The 18,379-nt window shown below is 36.4% G+C and carries 17 protein-coding genes; all 17 read right to left on the bottom strand.

Features of this window, described 5'->3' with window-relative positions; genetic code table 11:
* On the bottom strand, positions 1-1,959 hold the full coding sequence (mutL, locus tag VTHSUH11_RS07335; protein ID WP_105093176.1) for a DNA mismatch repair endonuclease MutL: 1,959 nt from the start codon (positions 1,957-1,959) through the stop codon (positions 1-3).
* Positions 1,959-4,580 (bottom strand): DNA mismatch repair protein MutS, encoded by a 2,622-nt coding sequence (mutS, locus tag VTHSUH11_RS07330; protein ID WP_059362350.1) that lies wholly within the window; start codon positions 4,578-4,580, stop codon positions 1,959-1,961. The genes mutL and mutS overlap by 1 nt, the downstream gene beginning before the upstream one ends.
* A gap of 2 nt (positions 4,581-4,582) precedes the next feature.
* On the bottom strand, positions 4,583-5,899 hold the full coding sequence (gene miaB, locus VTHSUH11_RS07325; protein ID WP_105093175.1) for a tRNA (N6-isopentenyl adenosine(37)-C2)-methylthiotransferase MiaB: 1,317 nt from the start codon (positions 5,897-5,899) through the stop codon (positions 4,583-4,585).
* Between the two features lie 8 nt (positions 5,900-5,907).
* Positions 5,908-6,786, bottom strand: a complete 879-nt coding sequence (locus VTHSUH11_RS07320) for an Asp23/Gls24 family envelope stress response protein (RefSeq protein ID WP_059362342.1) — start codon at positions 6,784-6,786, stop codon at positions 5,908-5,910.
* A 20-nt stretch (positions 6,787-6,806) separates the two neighbouring features.
* Positions 6,807-7,631 (bottom strand): PHP domain-containing protein, encoded by an 825-nt coding sequence (locus VTHSUH11_RS07315; protein WP_105093174.1) that lies wholly within the window; start codon positions 7,629-7,631, stop codon positions 6,807-6,809.
* Positions 7,632-7,807: 176 nt separating this feature from the next.
* The gene (locus VTHSUH11_RS07310) at positions 7,808-9,526 is read right to left on the bottom strand and encodes a proline--tRNA ligase (RefSeq protein WP_105093173.1); all 1,719 of its coding nucleotides are present in this window, start codon (positions 9,524-9,526) and stop codon (positions 7,808-7,810) included.
* A 4-nt stretch (positions 9,527-9,530) separates the two neighbouring features.
* On the bottom strand, positions 9,531-10,607 hold the full coding sequence (gene ispG, locus VTHSUH11_RS07305; RefSeq protein WP_105093172.1) for a flavodoxin-dependent (E)-4-hydroxy-3-methylbut-2-enyl-diphosphate synthase: 1,077 nt from the start codon (positions 10,605-10,607) through the stop codon (positions 9,531-9,533).
* A gap of 22 nt (positions 10,608-10,629) precedes the next feature.
* Positions 10,630-11,646, bottom strand: coding sequence for an RIP metalloprotease RseP (rseP, locus tag VTHSUH11_RS07300; RefSeq protein ID WP_105093171.1), 1,017 nt, complete (start codon positions 11,644-11,646; stop codon positions 10,630-10,632).
* 1 nt (position 11,647) lies between these two features.
* Entirely contained in the window at positions 11,648-12,799 is a 1,152-nt protein-coding gene (locus tag VTHSUH11_RS07295) for a 1-deoxy-D-xylulose-5-phosphate reductoisomerase (RefSeq protein ID WP_105093170.1), read from the bottom strand.
* A 26-nt stretch (positions 12,800-12,825) separates the two neighbouring features.
* Positions 12,826-13,647, bottom strand: a complete 822-nt coding sequence (locus VTHSUH11_RS07290) for a phosphatidate cytidylyltransferase (protein ID WP_105093169.1) — start codon at positions 13,645-13,647, stop codon at positions 12,826-12,828.
* A gap of 3 nt (positions 13,648-13,650) precedes the next feature.
* Positions 13,651-14,412, bottom strand: coding sequence for an undecaprenyl pyrophosphate synthase (locus tag VTHSUH11_RS07285; protein WP_105093168.1), 762 nt, complete (start codon positions 14,410-14,412; stop codon positions 13,651-13,653).
* A complete protein-coding gene (locus VTHSUH11_RS07280) occupies positions 14,393-14,644 on the bottom strand; it encodes a hypothetical protein (protein ID WP_059362319.1) in 252 nt (83 codons plus the stop codon). Before VTHSUH11_RS07280 ends, VTHSUH11_RS07285 begins: the two co-directional genes overlap by 20 nt.
* Entirely contained in the window at positions 14,644-15,204 is a 561-nt protein-coding gene (gene frr, locus VTHSUH11_RS07275) for a ribosome recycling factor (RefSeq protein WP_059362316.1), read from the bottom strand. Before frr ends, VTHSUH11_RS07280 begins: the two co-directional genes overlap by 1 nt.
* Before the next feature lie 5 nt (positions 15,205-15,209).
* Entirely contained in the window at positions 15,210-15,935 is a 726-nt protein-coding gene (gene pyrH / locus VTHSUH11_RS07270) for a UMP kinase (protein WP_059362313.1), read from the bottom strand.
* A gap of 62 nt (positions 15,936-15,997) precedes the next feature.
* A complete protein-coding gene (gene tsf, locus VTHSUH11_RS07265) occupies positions 15,998-16,678 on the bottom strand; it encodes a translation elongation factor Ts (protein ID WP_059362307.1) in 681 nt (226 codons plus the stop codon).
* A 113-nt stretch (positions 16,679-16,791) separates the two neighbouring features.
* Positions 16,792-17,511: a 30S ribosomal protein S2 gene (gene rpsB, locus VTHSUH11_RS07260; protein ID WP_105093167.1), complete on the bottom strand. Its 720-nt coding sequence runs from the start codon at positions 17,509-17,511 to the stop codon at positions 16,792-16,794.
* 217 nt (positions 17,512-17,728) lie between these two features.
* The gene (gene rpe / locus VTHSUH11_RS07255; protein WP_105093166.1) at positions 17,729-18,379 is read right to left on the bottom strand and encodes a ribulose-phosphate 3-epimerase; all 651 of its coding nucleotides are present in this window, start codon (positions 18,377-18,379) and stop codon (positions 17,729-17,731) included.

Here is an 18,379-nt window from a genome sequence, read left to right as displayed (position 1 = left end):
TTAAGACCTTAAGAATAATTTACCTAATTCATCAGGTGTAAACTTAATGATTGTAGGACGTCCATGAGGGCACACATAAGGTTTATCAGTATGAAATAAATCTTCAATCAAGGTAGTTATCTGATACATATTAAGATTATGACCGGATTTAATTGCTCCTCTACAAGAAGCATAAGCTAACATTTCATGACGCAATTGTGCCTTCGTAGGTTGTTCATGTTCATGCAAATAAGTAAATACATGGGATAATATTTCCTGCGCTTTACTTTCAACTAAATCTATGGGAGCTCCAACCAATTTAATTTGATTAGGACCGCCCAATTCAACTTCAAAACCTAAATCTAATAATGCATCTTGCTCATTTTCAACAAGATTCATTTCATCTTCTGTAGCATTGCTAAATACAGAAACTAATAAATATTGCATAGGTATAGACTCAGAGGATTTACATAACCGATCGTACCGAACCCTTTCATGGGCAGCATGTTGATCGATTATATATAAATCATCCCCTTTTTTAGCCAATATATAACAAGAAGCAACCTGTCCCATTGGTAAAAATCCAGATTTTTGAATTTCTCTTTGTTCATCGTCTATGCGTTGTTCTTGTATTTGATGAAATTTCTCTTTATCTTCTGTCGTATAGCTAGTATAAGCTGTAGGAACTGATGTAAATGAGGATTCCTCAAATGTTTCCTGTTCATACGTCGCTTTTGGAGCTGGTGGTGTAAACCCTTTTTCTTTTAAGGCATCTACAAAATCTCGTGTATCCTGACGTAATATCTCATATCCCTTAGTGCGCCGTCCGCCAAAAACCTTATCATAATCAATAGCTGTTGCAATATGCTCAGCTGTATCACTATGATCACTTAATACTTGTGGCGTTTTATAGGAATCATAGCTATTGCCTTGATTCTCTGTTTTTAATGGTTGTACGAATGTTGATGACTCACGTTCGTAACGTTCATGAAGTGGATTATTTAGTGCATTTAATATAGCATGATATACGGCCTTGAATATGATTTTATCATCTTCAAATTTAACTTCACTTTTACGAGGATGTACATTGATATCTACCATACCTGCAGGAACTGTTATATGTAATAAAACTAAAGGATATCCTGATTTAGGTAATAATGCATGATATGCATTATCAATGGCTTTTAAAATCGTTTTATCAGATATTACACGATTATTTACGATAATAGTTTGCCAAATACGAGTACTTTTTAACAATGTTGGTTTTGACACGACACCTTCAATATAGATATGTTCACTTTCATAAGCGATAGAAAAAATATCATTCTTGGTTTTATAACCGTATAATGCAGCTACTGTATCTTGTATTGAGCCAGATCCTGGTGTAATGATGGCTACACGATCATCAATAGTTAATTTAAAAGCAATATGCGGATTACTTAATGCCAATTTACCAACAATGTCTTGGATTTTAGATGATTCAGTTCGTTCGGTTTTCAGAAATTTACGACGTGCTGGGGTATTGAAAAATAATTCTTTTACCTCAATAGTCGTTCCTGGTGCTGAACCATAAGGAATACAATCGGTAAAGGTACCACCATCGATAAGAATGCGAGTACCTAAATCTTGTTCTACAGTTCTAGTTGTCAAAACAAAATGAGATACGGACGCAATACTGGCCAAAGCTTCTCCGCGAAAACCTAAAGATGCAATATCAAACAAATCCTCTACTGATTGAATTTTAGATGTTGCATGACGTAATACGGCAAGGCGTGCATCTTCTTCAGTCATTCCCTTTCCATTATCGGTAATACGCATGTATGCGCTACCACCCTCACCAATTTCAATCTCTATTGATGTAGCACCGGCATCAATTGAGTTTTCGATAAGCTCTTTAACAACCGATGCTGGTCTTTCTACTACTTCACCAGCTGCAATTTTATTTATTGTAGTCTCATCTAACACATGAATGGTTGCCATTATTTACCGCCTCCATTACGCGCCTCTACCTGCAATTGATGAATAACATTTAATGCCTCTATAGGTGTCATCGTATTAACATCAATAGCAAGTAAAGAATCTACAACAGAATGTGTAAATAAATTACTAAACCCATCTGTATCAATAGAAGGTTTAGCATATTTAATAGTAGATTCTGCTGTCATAACACGATTATCTAAATCGTCTGTATCAGGGTTTTGCTCTTCTAATGATTCTAGAATCACTTCCGCACGTTTTAAAACTTGCGCTGGTAAACCTGCTAATTTTGCTACATGAATACCATAGCTTCTGTCTGCACCACCCCTAATGATGCGGCGCAAAAAGGCAATATCTTTCCCTTTTTCCTTAACAGCCACCGTATAATTCTTTAATCGTGGATATACGTCTTCTAAGGGAATCAATTCATGATAATGCGTAGCAAACAATGTTTTAGCATGAATATGTTTACAAATATGTTCTACCACTGCTTGTGCAATACTTAAACCATCAAAGGTACTTGTACCACGACCGATTTCATCCAGGATAATCAAACTCTTAGAGGTAGCATTTTCAAGAATATATGCTACCTCCTTCATTTCTACCATGAAAGTACTTTGACCTGTAGAAATATCATCACTAGCACCTACACGAGTAAATACACGATCTACAGGAGAAATGGTAGCCTCCCTAGCAGGAATAAAAGATCCAATTTGAGCCATAATCATAAGAATGGCCACTTGTCTCATATAGGTTGACTTACCTGCCATATTAGGGCCTGTAATAAGCATAAATTCATCATCATCATGATTGAGTAATACATCATTAGGCACGAAAACTTCGCGCTTTAAGAATTTTTCTATTACCGGATGACGCCCATCGCGTATATTGATTTGTCCATTCATTACGATATTAGGACATATATAATTTGATTCATACGCTACGGTTGCTAATGAGGCGAGTACATCTAGTTCTGCTAAAGCCCTTGCTGTTTCCTGTACACTTTTAATAACACCCTTAATTTGATTACGTAAATCTTGATATAATTGCTGTTCTAAGGCAACAATTTTTTCCTTGGCACTTAGAATTTTAATTTCAAATTCTTTTAAATCAGGTGTAATGTAACGCTCTGCATTGACTGTGGTTTGTTTCCGAATAAAATAGGCCGGTACCTTATCGATTTGTGCCTTACTAACTTCAAAGAAGTATCCGAACACTTTGTTATACTTAGTTTTAAGCTTTAAACCGGTTTCTTCTTTTGCCTTATCTTCTAATTTTTGAAGCCACACTTCACTATTAGTAGCTAAAGAACGGAGTTCATCTAACTCTTCATTATAACCATCTCGTATTACACGGCCATCTTTTAATGTTAAAGCAGGTTGCTCCGCAATCGCTCGATTTAATAAATCATAAATATCAGCATGATTATTAATCCGCTCATTAATGGATGTTAGAGATAATCCAGAAAACTCTTTAAGAAGTTGTTTAATATGTGGCAATACTTGTAGAGATTCACGGAGAGATGTAAAATCTCGCGGAGATACTGAGCCTGTCTCAATACGGCCTACAATACGTTCAAAATCATAAATGCAATCTAAATAACTTTGTATTTCACAGCGTTCTCCATTTCGTGTGATTAGTTCTGCAACGGCTGCTTGACGACGTTGAATATGTGGAATATCCGTAAGCGGACTTTCTAGCCATTGTTTTAATAATCGAGCGCCCATTGGTGTTAAGGTACGATCTAATATATCTAATAAGGTTCCTTTTACACCACCATCCCGCAAATTATGGGTGATTTCTAAATGGCGCAATGAAGATGTATCTAAAATCAATCGATTACCTACATCCATTTGATGAACGTAATTGATATGGGAGATTTCAGTTTTAATAATATCCTGTAAATATAAGAGCATAAAGCCTAATGCGGCCAGTACATCCTCCTCCATAAGGCCCATATCTTGAAAGTGATTATTTGCTAATCGAGATGCATCTGAAGCACATTCAAAGGAAGTAAATGGAGACAATACTACATTATTAAATTGATTATGAATGAAATCAACGATAGATTGTGGCAAAATAGTTCCTTCAGGAACAATGATTTCAGCAGGTCTATACATGCTAAGAGAATCATATATTTGACTTATATTGTCTTGAGGTACACGATCCCAAATGACCTCACCCGTAGATACATCAGAGAATACAAGAATCCACGCTTCCTTAACCATATAGAATAATGCTAAAAAGTTATTACTTCGTGCATCATTACCATTTTCTGTCATTACTGTCCCTGGTGTAATCACTTGGATTACATCACGTTTTACGATGCCCTTTACAGCCTTTGGATCCTCAAGTTGCTCACATATAGCGACCTTGTACCCTTTTTTTACTAATGTTTCAATATAGCTTTCAGCAGCATGAAAAGGAACGCCACACATAGGTGTTCGTTCCTCGTTGCCTGTAGGTCTACCTGTTAAGGTAATATTCAATTCTCGAGATGCAATTAGTGCATCCTCGTTAAATAATTCATAAAAATCACCAAGGCGGAAAAATAAGAGTTCATCACTATGTCGCGATTTAATTTCTAAATATTGCTCCATCATTGGTGTTAATTTTGTTGCCATTCTTACCCCTTTTGAATGGTGCCGTAGCAGACCCATGTTTGTGCTTTATCAATATAGGCTGGTACAGTATCACCAATAGTTAACTCATCATCTTTTGGGAATAATACCATTTTATTCCCAGACGTACGGCCAAACCACATGGTTTCATCTTTAGCACTTGGACCTTCTACAATAATATCAAATATATGACCTTCCATAGCTTTGTTAAGTTCTAAGGAAATTTCATTTTGAATATCCATCAATTGTTGCAAACGAACACGTTTTACCTCCTCAGGAACTTGTTCCTCCATAGTAGCAGCAGGCGTACCAGAACGTTTGGAATAAATAAATGTATAAGCCATATCGTAGCGAACATCTTTTAATAATTGAAGCGTCTGTTCAAAATCTTCCTCAGTCTCCCCAGGAAAACCTACGATAATATCGGTTGTCACAACTACATTTTTAATTTTTTCTCTACAATAAGATAATAATTCTTTATAATGTTCCACCGTATAATGGCGATTCATCTTCTTTAAAATTCTATCAGAACCAGATTGGATTGGTAAATGTAAATGCGTAACAATATTACTAGAGCGCCCCAATGCATCAATCATTGATTTAGTCATATCTTGTGGATGACTTGTCATATACCGAATGCGTTCAATACCTGGAATATGATCAAGGGCATCTACTAAGGTGCCAAAATCGGTACCATCTTTAAAATCTAAGCCATAGGAATTAACATTTTGTCCTAACAACGTAATTTCCTTAAATCCTTTTGCCCCAAGCTCAGTTACTTCTTTTACAATTGCTTCTACGGGACGGCTAATTTCGCGACCGCGCACATGAGGAACGATGCAATAAGTACAAAATTTATTACAACCATTCATTATAGGAACCCAAGCAAAAAATGTACCATTAGGTTTTGCCTGCAATTCAGGAAGAACTGTATGATCCATATCTACATTAATTTGATGCTTATGAGTGCGTTGAACCTCAGCAATCATTTCATTAATGTGTTGGATATTATGAGTGCCAAGAACAATATCGATATGAGGTGCTCGTTTAAACATTTCAGCTTGATTTTTTTGTGCCATACAACCTGTAATAGCAATGATCAAATTTTTATTTTTTTGTTTTAAACGTTTTAATTCACCGATACGACCAAATACTTTCGTTTCTGCAGTTTCACGTACTGCACAGGTATTCAATAATATTAAATCTGCCGATTCTACATCATCGGTCGGTATATAACCTACTGTTTCAAGTTGATGTGAAAGACGCTCAGAATCGGCGGTATTCATTTGACAACCATAGGTATATATATAATATGACTTCATTATATCTCCTAAATATTTTTTATAATCTTACGTTTTGTTTCAACTATGTTTTTAACTTTAATAGACATGCGCTCAACAGACATGCCAGTAATATATTCTAATTCATTGCGAACAGATTTTTGTACCTGCTGCATAAGAGGTTTAACAGGGTGTCCATGTTCAATCACAACAGACATATCTAACATTAAACCATTTTGTCCTTTAGGGCTCTTTTTAAAAGCAATATCTGATGATGCATCAACACCAGCAACCTTTTTTAAACCATTGCGGATTAGTTTAATGATGACATCATCATCAAAAGTTAAGCGTCCATAATAACTAAAGGCTGGTCTTACTACAGAACGTTCAAAGCCTTCAGAACCAATTTGACCAATTTTATCTGGGTCTTGTTTACGTAAGGTACGACGGCGCCAAATTGTTTTAATTGGATCAATTAAATACCCTTTAAAATGGGGCTTTAGCTCCATAGTAGGAACCGGTATGATATGTTTACCTTCCTTTAGGCGAGCATGTTGCGCTCTTTCAATTTCCTTTTGGGTTGCCACATCTTCAATGCGAATATAACGATCTGGTTCTTGAATCCCTAAGGCCTTTGTTATTTTCTTTACCATATTATCGGATGTTCCGATAATCATTAATCGATTTGGATTAATAGCGTCTAACTGACCTCGAACCTCTTTAACTTGAATCGGATCTTGAAATATAGCACGACGAACTGCTTTTAAACGACTAGATTCTTTTTTAGCGGAAAAACCAGCCACAATTTTATTATCATGAATTAAAATGCCATCGTCGATAATACATTCCACACTATTTTCATGAGCTAGCACAAGAGCACGATGGCTTTTACCTGTACCACTACCACCTACAAAAGCAATGACTTCCATAGTACACCTCACATCTAAACTTACGCAGATATACAACGTATGCGTTCAATAAACCGGTTTACTAGATGACTATCAACCACATATTCACCTATATGATAAGGATATCGATTAGGTATTCCATGATAATCAGATCCACCTGTAATAAATAAGTTCCGCTCCTTTGCCATAGCCAAATATTTTTGTTCATCCGCTTGATCGTGTTTGGAGTGATATACTTCAATACCATCAAAGCTATAATCTAGTAGTTCTGTAACATAATCATCATTGCGAACTAGTTTAGGATGGGCCAATACAGCTAGTCCATTTGCATTGTGAATAATATCTAGTATTTCAGGAACTTCTAATTTGACCTTAGGAATATAACAAGGACTTTTTGAATTTAATATGCCATCAAACACCTCTTGTACATCTTTGGCATAGCCATGGTCTATTAGTAATCTAGCAACATGTGGTCTACCATAAGATTTGGTATTTGGATATAAATCTTCTAATTCTGTAAAAGAAATATTATAACCATGATTAATACATCGAGAGATAATATCTTTTATTCTTGATTCACGCTTTTCCTTAAAGAATTCAATGAATTTATGCAGGCCCTCATCATGGTGATTAAAACCATAGCCTAAAATATGTATATCTTTTCCTTTATAATGAGCACTAAATTCACAGCCTGTAATAATTTGAATAGGACTCTCAATGGCTAACATTGTATCTATTCCAGCAATCTCATCGTGATCAGTTAATGCAATCATTTTCAAATCAGCTTCCACAGCATGTTGCAATAGCTGCTCTGGTGTTTCTACACCATCAGAAAATGTAGAATGCATATGAAAATCTACACGCATAATTACCTCCAAATTATTACAATACCCTATCATTTAATTATGACTTATTCTACTAGTTTATTCAAGTTTTTAAAACTAATCTCTGAAAGTTTTACAACTATAATTAGAATATTTCTAATTCTCTATAACATAAAAATTGCGATTCTAATGAGCATTCACTAGAATCGCAATTTAAATTATAATTGACTCAATAATTCTTGTACTTTACTGGATACTTCACCAATTGGACAATTAATAGCTTCACCTGTTTTACGGATACGGATTTCTACTTCATTACTATCCAACGTATTTTTACTTACTGTAATTCGTAATGGATAGCCAATAAGATCAGCATCTTTAAATTTAACACCAGCTCGATCTTTACGATCATCTAATAAAACATCTACTTTATTGTTTAACAATGTATCGTAAATAGATGTACTTGTGGACATTAGAGCTTCATCTTTTGCGTTAATAGGAACAATAACTACTTCAAAAGGAGCTATAGCACGAGGCCAAATTATACCATTCTCATCATGGTATTGCTCAATAGTAGCAGCTAATGTACGGCTAACGCCGATACCATAACAGCCCATAACCATTGCATTAGGACGACCATTTTGGTCAAGGTATGTAGCTTGTAAACTTTCAGAATATTTAGTACCCAACTTAAATACTTGGCCTACTTCGATACCTTTACTGTATTCTAAAGGACTATGACATTCAGGGCATACATCGTCTTTTGTAATTAAACGAATAGGTGCTACAATAATATCTTCTGTATTAAAATCGCGTTTAGGATTGATATTAATATAATGAGCATCAGCTTTATTAGCACCACCACAAACATTATATGTTTCCATAACAGATTCGTCTACAACAATAGCAAAATCGTCTGTTTGTTTAAGGCCTACCGGACTGATGAAACCAGCAGTCAATCCAACCTTTTCCAATTGTTCAGGTGTTGCCATTTCAGGCTCTACGGAACCATTAACCGCATGTTGAACAGCCACTTCATTCACATCATGATCACCGCGAACCATAGCTAGAATTACTTTATCTTCAATGGCATATACTACGGCTTTAATAGTTTTTTCTAAAGGTAAATTGAGCATTTCAGCAACAGCTTCAATAGTAGATGCATGAGGCGTATCCACAACTTCTAATTCTTTTAAAGCCTCTTCTACTTGTTTCATGATGCCCGGTTTACCAATTTCAATATTTGCAGCATAGTCACAAGATGAACAGTGAATAATATCTGCTTCGCCAGCTTCAGCAATAGCCATAAATTCATGAGTATTGCTACCACCAATAGCACCGCTATCAGCTTCTACAGGTCTAAAAGTAAGACCGCAACGAGTAAAAATACGACTATATGCATCATACATAGTTTTGTAAGATACATCTGCAGCTGCATCATCAATATCAAAGGAGTAACCATCCTTCATAATAAATTCGCGGCTACGCATTAAACCATATCGTGGACGACGTTCATCGCGGAATTTGCTTTGGATTTGATAAAGATTAACTGGTAATTGACGATATGAATTAATTTCATTTTTTACCAATGTTGTAATCATTTCTTCATGAGTAGGTCCTAAGCAGTACTCCACATCATGGCGGTCATTAATGCGCATCATTTCAGCACCATACGCATTCCAGCGACCGGATTCTTTCCAAATGTCAGCAGGTTGCAAAATAGGCATCATGACTTCTTGTGCTCCAGAACGGTCCATCTCTTCACGAATGATGGCTTCAATTTTTTTGATACTTCGCCAGCCCAACGGTAAAAAACTATATAAACCATTGGCAACCTTGCGCATAAAACCTGCACGCAACATAAGTTGTTGACTTACCACATCTGCATCAGATGGAACCTCCCGCAATGTTGGGGCATATAATTTACTGGCTAACATACAATTACTCCTTATCAAGTGTTTCTAAATATTGATCTATTTCTCTAAATAAAGTATCTACTAATTCAGATTCAGGAACAGTTTTAAATACTTCCCCTTTTCTGAAAATAATGCCTTGACCATTACCACCGGCAATACCAAAATCAGCTTCTCTAGCTTCACCTGGACCATTTACAACACAGCCCATAACGGCCACCTTAATAGGTGCAGAAATAGATGCTAAACGTTCCTCTACAATACCTGCCATATCAAACAAGTTAACTTGGCAGCGACCACATGTGGGACAAGAAATCATGGTGGCCCCAAAGTTTCTAAGGCCTAAATTACTTAAAATACTTTTTCCCACTTCGATTTCATGAATGGGATCACCTGTTAAGGATACACGCAATGTGTCTCCAATACCATCCAATAGTAATGCACCTATACCCATAGCAGATTTAATAGTACCTTGTTTAATAGTACCTGCTTCTGTTACACCTAAATGTAATGGATATGGTATTTTATCTGAAAGCTTTCTATATGCATCTACCATGAGAGGAACTTCAGTAGCTTTAATAGAAATCTTCATGTGTTTATAGTCTAATTTTTCTAAAATGCGCACATGCTCTAAAGCAGTTTCAACCATCCCATCAGCTGTAGGATGACCACCATAAGCCTTTAATATATGTTGAGGTAAAGAACCGGCATTAACACCAATTCGAATAGGTATTTGTTTAGGTTTAGCTTTTTCAATAACCGCTAAGACCTTATCCTCACCACCGATATTTCCTGGATTAATACGAAGACCATCTACATTATTCTCGATAGCTTCTAAGGCCAATTTATAATCAAAATGAATATCTGCTATTAAAGGGATTGTAATGCCTGCACGTACCGCTTTTAATGCTTTGGCAGATGCCATTGTCGGTACTGCTACACGCACTAATTCACAACCTGCTTCAGCCAGTCGATTAATTTCAGCTATCGCCTTTTCTGTATGTACAGGATCAGTAGTAATCATAGATTGAATACTAACTGGTGCATAGTCGCCAATTTTTACATTGCCTACATAGATGCCATTTGTTGGTTTTCTAGTAATCATATATAACTCCTAACTATGACTCTTATAGTAATTGTATAATATCTTTTGCCGTAGCATATACAAAGATAGTGACTAAAAGAGCGATACCAACCATTTGAATATACATCAACGCTTTAGCAGGTAATTTACGTCTTGTAATAGCCTCAATCAAAATGATGATAAGATGACCGCCATCTAATACTGGTAGTGGCAATAAATTAATTACGCCAAGGTTGATGCTAAGTAATGCAGCAAAGCTCAATAATGGGGCAAACCCTTGTTGTGCTATAGAACCAGCCATATGTGAAATGCCTACTGGCCCAGATACTTCTGCCTGTTCTTTGCCGACAACCATCTCTCTAAGACCATCTACCATGGCTCCAATAATATATCCTGTTTTTTGAACAGCTAATACAAAGGACTCCCCAATACTATGAGGTATTGTTTCATAGGATTGATAAATACCAAGTTTAGGTGTATCCTTTTCTAATTTAGGAATCACTGTAGATTCTATTGTTTCTCCTTTACGCTCTACTACTACAGTAACCCCATGATTAGCGGTACCTTTTAAACGTTCAGAAATCTCTGACCATTTTGAAATAGGTTGATTATCAATGGAAAGAATTATATCTCCACCTTGTAATTTACCTAAATCAGCAGCACCACCTGTTACTACACTACCAATAATTGGTTTATCCGTAGAGACCATCGTTCCTACTGTTGCATTTAAGCCAAAGTAAATCACGATAGCTAGTAAGAAATTAAATATTGCACCAGCAGAAATAACAATTAACTTTTTATAGGCTGGTTTATTGTAAAAAGAACCTTCATCCAAAGGCTCATCAGGTGTCATACCTGCAATTTTATTAAAACCACCTAAAGGAATACAACGAATGGAATAGAGTGTTTCGCCATATTGTTTTTTGACTAAAATAGGACCAAAACCAATGGCAAACTCATCAACGCGCATTCCAGATAATTTTGCAGTTATAAAATGACCTAATTCATGAATAAACACAATTAGACCAAATACAAATATTGTGGCTAAAGCCGTAATCATACTATCTCCTATTTATAAACTCTGTTGCTTTTATGCGAGCCCATTGATCGACAGCCAATAAGTTATCAAGGGTGAACGTATCATCAGGTTCCATAGATTCTAATACAGCAGTAACAATTTTATAGATGTCGCTAAACACAATTTTCCCATCTAGGAAGGCGTAAACAGCAGTCTCATTAGCCGCATTAAAAACAGCTGGTTTAAAACCACCTATTTTACCTACTTCATAAGCTAAACGTAGTGCAGGAAAATCGTCAACTCTAGGAGGCATAAACTCGAGAGTGAGTAATTCTTTAAAGTCTAAATGCTTCATATCAAGAGACATACGATCAGGGTAGGTTAAAGCATATTGAATAGGTTCTCTCATATCAGGATTTCCCATTTGTGCAAGAATAGCACCATCCTTCAAACGAATCATGGAATGGATAATACTTTGAGGGTGAACCACAACATCGATATGATCAAAATCAAAACCAAATAACCAGTGTGCTTCAATTACTTCTAATCCTTTATTGAATAAAGAAGCAGAATCAATAGTGATTTTGCTCCCCATGTTCCAAGTTGGATGCTTTAAACAATCCGCTGCAGTTGCAGACGCAATACGTTCACTAGGCCAAGTACGAAGTGGTCCACCAGAAGCAGTTAAGATTAATGAATCTACATTAGCTTTAGTTTGACCTTCTAAGCATTGAAAAATAGCACTATGTTCACTGTCTATAGGTAAAATAGCAACGTCATATTCCTTGGCAATAGAAGTAATTAAGGGTCCCCCAGCAACTAAGGTCTCTTTATTTGCAAGACCAATGGTTTTACGAGCTTTAATGGCCTCCACAGTTGGCTCGATTCCTACAGCACCTACAATAGCAGTAATAACCATAGTTGCCTCTTGTATTGTTGCTGCCGCTATCAAAGCCTCTTTGCCACCAATTAGTTTAGTAGATCCAGTGTAACGATCTTTAAGAAGAGTATACGCTTGCTCATCAACAACGCCAGCTATAAGAGGTTGAAATTCATTGATTTGCTTTTCTAAAAGATCAATATTTTTATTTGCTACTAAGGCAACTGCCTTAAATTGATCTGGATGTTGTTTGATAACATCTAGCGTCTGAGTACCTATTGAGCCAGTGCTTCCCAATATACTTACATATTTCATAAAAACCTTCTTTTCTGCTTAAGTTATTATGCAAAAAATAAAATAAGTAATAATGTAACAGGGGCCGTAAACAGTAGACTATCGAAACGATCTAATACGCCACCATGACCAGGCAATAATGTACCCGAATCTTTCACATTACATAATCGTTTTAATTTGGACTCAAATAAATCCCCTAATGGTGCTAATACACCGCAAATAATACCTACATAGGCACCAAAATAAACAGGTATATTGCTTATACTAGCATAAATAATACCCGTTATAATACAGCCGATAAAACCACCAATAAAGCCTTCTAATGTTTTATTAGGACTAATAGAAGGTACAATTTTGCGCTTACCAAATGCACGACCCGCAAAATAAGCAAAGGTATCACTGGCCCATGTACAGAATAATAGTAGCCATAGCATAACTACGCCCCAGCTTTCACCAGCTATAGGCATAGTTAAGGAATAATATAGCCAATCATGACGAATTAATAGTAATGAACCTAATCCCATTACTATATATATCAATCCAAATAAGCTATAGGATACACTACTCATAGAATATGTATTTTCGCCAAATGTACACATTAGGTAATTAGCGATGAATGCAAACATAAGCGCAGTCAAACCAAGTGTGTAGGTTCCGAACCATAAGGATATCATTATAGCGATAATCGATATATATCCCCATAAAACCGGTACCCGCACACGTCTAGCCTTACTGAGCAGAACAAATTCACGCCACCCAATAAGGGCCAATAAGGTTATGAGAGCATCATAGGTAAAACCACCTATAGTTATAGCACCTAATGCAATAATAAAACCAATAACCGCAGTGATAACACGTGTTTTAAGCATCGATTATTCCTCTTGCAAGCCACCAAAACGACGTTCGCGCTTTTGATATGCTGCTACAGCTTCTAATAAAGTTTCTTTTGTAAAATCTGGCCAATGCAAATCTGTAAACCAAAATTCGGCATACGCTAGCTGCCATAATAGAAAATTACTGATGCGATAGTCTTTACTTGGTCGTATCAATAAATCCACATCACTAAATTCTTGTGTATACAAATGATCACTAATATATTGTTCTGTAATATCTTGAACTGCAAGTTGGCCATCTAACACAGACTGTGTTAATTCTTGTACAGTTCTAACTATTTCATCACGCCCACCATAATTAATAGCTAATTGTAATGTTAGGCCTGTATTATTCTTGGTTAATAATTCTGAGTCAGAAATAATTGTCTGTAATTCGTCTGAAAGTCCTTGAATATGTCCAATAAAACGTATGCGAACATTATGTTCATGCATATATTGTACATTTTTTTGTAAATATTCTTTGATTAAAGCCATCAAAAGAGAAACCTCTTGTTCAGGCCGTTTCCAATTCTCCGTAGAAAATCCATATACAGTTAAAGCGCTAATACCGATTTCATCAGCAGCAATAACTATTTCTTTTAATACATCAGCACCTGCCCGATGTCCCATTGACCGAGGCATGCCACGACGCTTTGCCCAACGTCCATTACCATCCATAATGATGGCCACATGACGAGGCACATTATTTTCATCTATGTCGATTGTAGACGAGGTATTGCGTTTAAATAGTTTCCTCAGCATACATTACCCCCAGAGTATGTCCAAAATCACTGGCTATCATAGGTCTATATACAACGATATGAAGCACATCCCCACATTCAGTAATTCTTGCGACATAATAGCCTTCAGAGGCTATATCAAAAAAGCGATTAAGATTATCGCCAATTATTACCTTAAAAGGAATATGGGCAGCCTGCAATTGAGACTTTGCAAGCTGCCAAGGCATTCCTATAAGACTACTAGAATGAGTCATTATACTTCTAATACGTCCTTTTCTTTAACGGCTTTCAAATCATCGATTTGTTTAATCTTTTTGTCCGTCAACTTTTGAATTTGATCTAAACCATCTTTAACATCATCTTCAGTAATGGTTTTAGCTTTTTCTTCTTTTTTCAATACATCATTAGCATCGCGACGAATATTGCGAACCGCAACCTTTGCATCTTCAGCTTTTTTATGTACGATTTTTACAATCTCTTTACGACGTTCTTCTGTTAATTGAGGAATTGTCAAACGAATTGCAGTACCATCATTACCAGGATTTAAACCTAAATCAGATTGTAGAATAGCTTTTTCAATAGCACCAATCATAGATTTATCCCATGGTGCAACCAAAATCATACGAGGTTCTGGAACAGAAATATTGGCTACTTGATTGATTGGTGTAGGAGAACCGTAGTAATCAACCATAATTTTATCAAGTAATGCAACACTAGCACGACCAGTACGAATAGAAGCAAATTCATGTTTTAAAGACTCAATGGATTTATCCATGCGTTGCTCTTGTTCTAGCATTAAATCTTTTAATTCCATAGTGATTATTCTCCTCGAACGATAGTCCCTATTTCTTCACCTTTTGCAGCTTTTGTAATATTACCAGGAATATCCATGCTGAACACGATGATAGGGATATTATTATCTTTACACAATGTAGTGGATGTAGAATCCATTACTTTTAACTCTTTTGTAATAATATCATTATATGTTAATTCATCAAATTTGATGGCATTAGGATTTGTTTTTGGATCAGAATCATATACACCATCAGCAAATTTTTTCGCCATCAAAATTGCATCAGCTTCAATTTCAGCAGCGCGCAATGCAGCAGTTGTATCAGTAGAGAAATACGGTTTTCCAAGACCTGCACCAAAGATTACAATACGTTTTTTCTCTAAATGACGAATAGCACGACGACGAATATAAGGTTCTGCAACCTCTTGCATTTCGATAGCTGTTTGAACGCGTGTATCTACGCCAGCTTGTTCTAAAGCATCTTGCAATGCTAAGGAGTTCATTACTGTTGCTAGCATACCCATATAGTCAGCTGTAGCACGATCCATACCTTGATTGCTGCCAGCCAACCCTCTCCATAGGTTACCGCCACCAACAACAATAGCGATTTCTAAATCAGTGGATTTAGCTAAAGCTGCAATTTCTTGAGCAAACTTTTCTACAACATCAGGATTAATACCAAATCCTTGATCACCTGCTAAAGCTTCACCACTCAACTTCAAAACAATACGCTTAAAGTGTCTCTTTGCCATTTGTATACTCCTCTATTGCAAAATAAGAGAACACGGTACGGTGTTCTCTTATTATTTCTTAATTATTTACCAACAGATGCCATTACTTCTGCTACGAAGTCATCTTGGCGTTTTTCAATGCCTTCGCCCAAAGCGTAGCGAACAAAACGACGTACGTTGATGTTTTCACCGATTTTTGCAATATTTTCATTAATGATATCGGTAACTGTTTTGTCACCATCTTTAATGAACGCTTGTTCTAATAGGCAATTTTCTTTATAGAATTTTTCAATACGACCAGCAACCATTTTTTCCAAAACAGCTTCAGGTTTTGGTTTACGGCCTGCTTTAACATCTTCTTCAGCTTCTACTTTAGCTTGTTCCAACAATACTTGTTTTTCATGTTCGATAACTTCAGCAGGAACCTCTTCACGATTCAAGTATGTAGGGTTAACAGCAGCGATTTGCATTGCGATATCGCGCGCTAAGCTTTGGAAATCATCAGTTTTAGCAACAAAGTCAGTTTCGCAGTTAACTTCTACTAAAACACCGATACGACCACCAGCATGGATGTAGGATTGTACTACACCTTCAGCTGCGATACGACCAGCTTTTTTAGCTGCAGCAGCCAAACCTTTTTCACGAAGAAGGTCAACCGCTTTATCGATATTACCGTCAGTTTCTACCAATGCTTTTTTAGCATCCATCATACCTGCGCCAGTCATGTCGCGCAATTCTTTTACCAAAGCAGCAGTAATTGCCATTATTTTGTTCCTCCTAGTACTAATTAAGGTAAGGATATAGTCCTTACCCTAATTATATATGTTATAGATTTATCTTTCAAATGCTAATCAATTATGATTAAGTGCTAACAGAATTATTCTGCAGCTTCAGCATTGACTTCTTCGAAGGATTCGCCTTGACGACCTTCAAGAACAGCGTCAGCCATTTTACCAGCCAATAATTTTACTGCACGGATAGCGTCATCATTTGCTGGGATTGGGAATTCAACTTCGTCTGGATCACAGTTAGTGTCAACTGTTGCAACTACTGGAATACCCAATTTTTTAGCTTCTGCAATAGCGATTTTTTCTTTTTTAGGATCAACTACGAAAAGAGCACCTGGCATTTTAGGCATATCTTTGATACCGCCAAGGTATTTTTCAAGTTTCTCCATTTCATGACGAAGGCCGATAACTTCTTTTTTAGGCAATACTTCAAAAGTACCATCTTCTGCCATAGCTTCCAATTGTTTTAAACGTTTAATACGAGTTTCAATTGTTTTGAAGTTAGTCAACATACCACCCAACCAACGTTCGTTAACGAAGAACATGTTAGCGCGGATAGCTTCTTCTTTAATAGCTTCTTGAGCTTGTTTTTTAGTACCTACGAAAAGGATAACTTCGCCTTGGGAAGCAACTTCACGTAAGAAATTGTAAGCTTCTTCTACTTTTTTAACTGTTTTAGACAAGTCAATGATATAAATACCATTGCGTTCAGTGAAGATGAATTTCGCCATTTTAGGGTTCCATCTTCTAGTCTGATGACCAAAGTGTACACCAGCCTCTAATAATTGTTTCATTGATACTACTGCCATTGTGGCACCTCCTGTTAATTAACCTCCGCCGCTTCATCCTCCGGGTCACCCAAAATTAGGCACAGTACCGAAGTCCACTGACGTGCATATTTTTCATACCCAATAATTTTATCAGAAAAATATTGTAAAAGCAAGAGAAGAGTCAGTAATTATTTAATAATTACTGACTCTTCATCAAATATATCATTTTTAACAGTCCATAATACATGTACGAGTTTTAGTTGTTTCGTATTGATTCTATCATTTTAGCTCTGTCTTGAGCACCAAATACAGCTGATCCCGCAACTAGCAGAGTAGCACCGGCGTCTTTTATTGGGATGCATGTAATATCATTGATACCACCATCAACCTCAATAACAGCATCCTGATTCCCCATTGTTTCCAATAAAATTTTAGCTTGTTTAACTTTTTCAACGGCCCGTGGAATAAAAGATTGTCCCCCAAAACCAGGATTGACAGACATAATTAAAATCATATCGAGATCTGCAGCTACATCTTCTAATGTGGCGACTGGTGTTCCTGGATTAAGTGCAACGCCAGCCTTCATGCCATTTCCTTTTATTTGTTGAATTAAACGATGTATATGTGGAACTGTTTCTTGATGAAATGTAAAATATTCAATGCCAATTTTCGCATACTCTTCAACATAATCAGCAGGATTAGTAACCATCAAATGCACATCAAATGGTAATGTGGTATGAGGGCGAATGGCTTTCACAATAGGTGCACCAAATGTTAAATTTGGTACGAAATGTCCGTCCATAATATCAATGTGAAGATAATCCGCACCAGCTTGTTCAATACTTTTAAGCTCGTCACGGAGCATAGAGAAGTCAGCCGATAACATAGATGGAGCTATTTTAATCAT

This window comes from Veillonella tobetsuensis, from assembly GCF_002959935.1.
Taxonomy (GTDB): Bacteria; Bacillota; Negativicutes; order Veillonellales; family Veillonellaceae; genus Veillonella; species Veillonella tobetsuensis.
The sequence above is the reverse complement of the archived record's forward strand: the minus strand, read 5'-3'. Positions and strand labels throughout refer to the sequence as shown.